This is a genomic window from Pseudomonadota bacterium (assembly GCA_011049115.1).
Lineage (GTDB): Bacteria > Desulfobacterota > Anaeroferrophillalia > Anaeroferrophillales > Tharpellaceae > DSCM01.
Genome location: DSCM01000066.1, coordinates 1 through 5,207, shown reverse-complemented (window position 1 = coordinate 5,207; position 5,207 = coordinate 1). Strand labels below are relative to the sequence as shown.

Sequence of the window (5,207 nt, the reverse complement as noted above, 5' to 3'; positions counted from 1 at the left end):
TAAAAAAATGACGTCATTATCTGCTGCTCCGCCATCTCCTCCCCGGTTGCGTCGTTTTATATTTTTTTCACCTCAACCGAGGTGTCACATTCGTTGCCGGTCACGCCCCATAAATTCCAGCCGTATTTCAGATGGTAAGATGGCGCCCCCGGTTCCTCGGGATATTGAACCGATTGGGTTGGCTTCGGCCGAATGGGGGTAATCAGATTAAACCAGCCTTCGCGACAGTTGAACATCTCACCGCCGTTTTCCACCCTGACTTCACCGTCGCGAATCCCGGGGGACACCTTGACCTTACAGACCATCTTGCCGTACTGGTTGAAAACGGAAACCACGTCGCCGTCCACGATGCCGCGCTGACGGGCATCTGCGGTTGCCATCATGATATAGACCTCGCCCCGCTGCAGACGGAGCAGAACATCGATGTCCCGGAAGGTGGAGTGGGTGCCCCAGCGGCCATGAGGGGAGTTGAATTTAAGCGGGGCCGGGGTTTTTCCGTCCGGCAACAGGTCATGCTCAGGTTTCTGGTAAATGGGCAGCTCATTGCGCAAAGCCAGAAAGTAGGAGTGATCGATGTAGAACTGCTGACGCCCGGTCAAGGTTTTCGGGCCGATCATGCCGAGAAATTTTCCGGCATAAAGTTTGGGCATCTTCACCCCGGGCGCCGCCTCGACCATCTCAGAGGCCAGTTTGCCCCCGCCCGGGAAGGGCAGTTTGCGCTCCACATTTTCAGAAAAAGGCACGAGCGGTCGTTTGTACTGGGCCGCCGGGAAGGGGATTGGAGCTTCCTTGATCAGCTCCACGATGCCGTCGAAGTAGCCGGAGACATCGCAGGCAAATAGTTTGCCTTCGATCAGTTTCTGCATTTCGGGGGCAAATGCCTTTTTGTTTTGCCGATATTCATCAGGGTTGGGATACATCATCGGGCTATTTTGCAGAATGAACTTTGCCGCTTTAACGTCGGTGTCGAGTTTTCCGCCCGCAGTAAATGTGTCGTGCAAGGTAGTAAAATCAACAGTCTCTTTTTTCTCCTCGTCATTCCATTTGCCATTCCATTGTCCGCCGGCAGCCAGTTTTCTGGACTCATCCTGCAGCCGCCGGGCCAAATCCTTAAATATCTCAAAATCGGTTCTCGATTCATACAAAGGCTTGATACAGACACCCTGGGACTGGAGGTAAGGGTGCATGGGGGTGGTTGCGATGTCGAATTTTTCATACCAGGTCGCCGCCGGGAGGATAACGTCGGCATACATGCCGGTCGAGGTCACGCGAAAATCGATATTAACCACCAGTTCCAGCAGATTTTCGTCGGCGAACCACTCTTTTGTACGGTGGCCGCTCTTGCCCTGGTTGAGGAAATTGGCCCGCCAGATGATCATCGCCTTGGGCCTTTTCGGTGGTTTGGGATAAATCGGGATCCATTTTTTGGCCAGGGATTGAATCAACAGGTAGTAGTTGTAGGCCCATCCGGTTTTGGGATCGGCGCTGACCGGAACACCGTTGGGCAACTTGGCGATCTCCCCCTTTTCAATGGCCGCAGCCAGTTCAGGAATATTTTTTCCCAAGCGCCAGAGCTGGGCATCATAGTGGGACCAGACAAAAAGAGTGCCGTTCTGCGGGCGGGCCTTTAAAATCATACCGTAGTTGCCCAGGCCGCTGAGCCAGACTTTGTACTGGCCTGTGTAATGGTTGAAGCCGCTGCCGCTTTTGCCGACATTGCCGGTCAGAGCCATCAGCAGAATCATGGAACGGTTGTTGATGTCGTTATGGAACCAGTGGTTGACGCCGCCCCCTTCGACGATCATCGCCGGCTTGATGGCGTAGAGGTCATGGGCCAGTTTTTTCAGGGTTTCGGCGCCAACGCCGGTGATCTCCTCCACTTTACCGGGGGTGTAAACCTTGACCTCCTCCCGCAGACGGGTAAAAACGGTCCGGATGCCTACTTCCTTACCTTCGGCAAGCGTCAGTTTACCGGAAAAATCAAGGACCGGATCGAGATTGAATGCCTTGAGATCGAGGGTGTCGCGTGGATCGCCCATAGCGCCGGGCGCCAGTGCCGGCTGGTTGGTTTTTTTATCCCAGATGTAGAGTTTAAATGGGCTGCCGCCAGTCGCCATGTCGGATTCCCTGAGGAACTTCTGGTTGTCGCTCCGGATCAGAAACGGCATGTCGGTGAAGGTCTTGGTATAATCTTCGTCATACCATTGGTTGTCCAGCAATATCTTAATCAGGCCCATAACCAGGGCGGCGTCCGTACCCGGTTTCAGCGAGATGAATTGATCCACCATCCGGGATGTGGCGTTGTAGTCGGTAAAAATTCCTACCACTTTGGCGCCCCGGTAGCGGGCTTCAGGCAGCAGATGGGCTGCCGCCATCCTGGATTCGGCGACGTTGGCGCCCCAGAAAATAAGCAACTTAGCATTAATCCAGTCGGCCTCTTCGCACTCATCTGTCTGGAAAGCCCAGGTTGTCGGTTCTCCGGGCGGCAGATCGCAATACCAGTCGTAAAAACTCAGCGGCCCGGCGGCCCCCATCAGTTTGCAGAGCCGGTAGCCGGCCCCGGCGGAAACATAGTTGAAGGCGGGAATGGGGGAAAAAAAGGCGATGGCGTCTGAGCCATCCTGACGAACGATGTCGGTCATCCTGCCGGCGATCATGTTCATGGCTTCATCCCAGGCGGCCCGGCGGAATTTTCCCTCTCCCCGCTTGCCGACCCGGATCAGAGGGTGTTTCAGACGCACCGGGCTGTTGACATATTTCAGATAACTGGCGCCCCGTAAACAGCCCCGAGGGTTGTATTGATTGCCCAGCAGATGATCGAAACGATCATAGTCGCCGGCGGGCTCATTGGCGACGATATATTTATCGCCTTTGACAAAAGCCTTCCAGCCGCAGGCCTGCGTGCAGTTTCCGGCGCACGTGGTTCTGACGATTTTATCGAAAGCAAAAACCTGGCGGTAAGCCTCTTCGCCGGCTTCATGAAGCCTGTTGCCGACAAACTTGCCTTTTTGCAGTTTGTCGCTGCAGAGAGCCATGGCTGGGGACAGGACGGTAACAGCCGCGCCTGCTGCCATTGCTCCAAGAAAATGTCGTCGGGTAATTTCTTTGTCGATCATAATCTCATCCTCCCATATTTTTCATGTTGGCGACTGTGTATCTTCGACGAATGCGCAATTCCCGCGCAGACGGCATAAGATAAATACTCAACTTTCGGAGTTGCCGATCAGCACCCATTTTTTTATGGTAAAATGCTGAAAACACATAATATTTAACGTGAAATGCTCTTCGCTTCTTGATATATTGGCTTTTGCAAAAAGATCAATAAAATCAACAAGGAAGAGCACAAGTGGATACTACCAGCCAGTTCGAAATAGAGCAAGAAGCAAAACGCCTGCAAAGCGCAACCAAGTCGTTCTTTGACAATTTTTCGGTGGGCACCCTGCTGAATCGATCCGGCATCAAGAAAGTCAGGGGCGCCACTCCACTGGCCGTATTCGAGGCCATTTTCATGCTGGCTTTCCGTGGACAGAATTTCTACCGGGGTATTGTCCTGAATGGCGAGCTGGGGTTCCAAAAAGATGCGGCCTACGAGCTGTTGGAAAATCCTCGCTACAATTGGCGGCAGTTTTTGCTCAAGCTGGCCATGAAAATAATCGGAGTTCTTGATTTGTTGACCAGCGAAGAGCGGGAGAGGGTGCTGGTAGTCGACGATAGCGATTATGATCGTGCCCGCTCCAAGAAGGTCGAGTTGCTGGCCAGGATATTCGACCACAACAGCAGGAAGTACCTGAAGGGTTTCAAGCTCCTTACCCTCGGCTGGGGTGACGGAGTAACTTTTTTGCCCTTGGACTTTGTACTGAGGTCGTCGGCCAAAGCGGTCAACAGAATCCAGAGTATCACCAAGGATTTGGACAAGCGGACTTGCGGGTATAAACGTCGTATTGAGGCCATGACCAAATCCACCGACGCGCTTGAGGTGATGGTGAAAAGGGTTATGGCATTGGGGGTCAGGGCCGACTATCTCCTGATGGATAGCTGGTTCTGCTTTGCCAGCCTGGTCAGGAAGCTCTCGGCCCGTTTGCCGGTTATCTGCATGGCCAAAGACCTCGCGAGCAACTTCTACCAATACCGGGGTGAATCTCTCCGGCTTGGCAGGCTGTATCAGCAGCTGAAAAAACGACCGGGCAGGGCCAAAATTCTTGCCAGCGTTGTCTTGCCCATGGTGAATGGCCCCTTGGTCAAGCTTGTCTTCGTCAGAAATCGCAACGGTAGGGGTTGGCTGGCGCTTCTGTCCACCGACACGACTTTGCCCGACGAGGAGATCATCAGAATTTACGGCAAGCGTTGGGATATCGAGGTGTTTTTTAAAATGGCCAAGCACCACTTGAATTTGGAGCGGGAGGTTCAGCTGCGGGACTACGACGGACTCGTGGCCCACACCTCTCTGGTGTTCACCCGCTACCTTTTCTTGGCGTTGCAGCAAAGGTTCCATGATGATCCACGATCCATTGGCAGCCTGTTCTACGCCTGCTGCGATGAAATGCAGGACCTGACGCTGTTCGAAGCGCTCCACCGGTTGTTGACTCTGACCCTGGAAAAGGTCAGGGCTTCAAAGGAGTTTGCAGAAAGCGCAATAAACGCAATGATTGATGCAATCATGGGCACTGCAATTGATATGATTAAATCAACCCAAAAGATGACGGCGACAGCTTCGTAAAATCAACCAGTTACCTCAACTCCGAAAGTTGAGATAAATAAAAAACCCTGTCACCCGCCCCTCCAAAAGAGAAGAGGCGGGGATTTTAAGGAAAGTGGTGTTACACGTTATGGTTTGAGTCTCTATTTGGTTCTCGGCAAGACCTCCGGTGGTTTGTTTGTGTTTCCCGTGGCATTGGGGTAGTCTGGGGACCTGTAGGCCTTCTTGTTGTGTTTGATCAGATCCCGTGAGTATTCCATGAAGTCATTGTATCTCTCCTTACAGTCATAGAACCCATGCCACCAGTTCCAATCCTGCCCCATCATGGCCACGCCCATTCTCGCCCTTCTTCCTTCATGGTCTGTCAACTCCCCATAAATTCCCCTGGACAACACGAACGAGGTGTGGCACGATTCGGCGCCATGCGGAGCAACCTCGAACGTTTCGACAGCGCCTCGCTTGTCTGGCTGGAAAAGGCCCTGGCCGCCGAGCCGGATATTTCCCGCAGCTG

General features: G+C 53.2%; 2 protein-coding genes. One reads left to right on the top strand and one right to left on the bottom strand.

Annotated elements, in window-relative coordinates:
* Nucleotides 1-56: 56 nt before the first annotated feature.
* Nucleotides 57-3,116, bottom strand: a complete 3,060-nt coding sequence (locus tag ENN66_05365) for a hypothetical protein (protein ID HDS16026.1) — start codon at nucleotides 3,114-3,116, stop codon at nucleotides 57-59.
* A 230-nt stretch (nucleotides 3,117-3,346) separates the two neighbouring features.
* On the opposite strand from ENN66_05365, the gene ENN66_05360 reads away from it, so the two are divergent.
* Complete coding sequence (locus ENN66_05360; GenBank protein ID HDS16025.1) at nucleotides 3,347-4,717, top strand: IS4 family transposase; 1,371 nt, start codon at nucleotides 3,347-3,349, stop codon at nucleotides 4,715-4,717.
* The last annotated feature ends 490 nt before the right edge of the window (nucleotides 4,718-5,207 follow it).

What these genes read in the sequence shown, in the direction of transcription:
- ENN66_05365 (HDS16026.1), bottom strand. Translation starts at nt 3,116, where the DNA reads ATGATCGACAAAGAAATTACCCGACGACATTTTCTTGGAGCAATGGCA.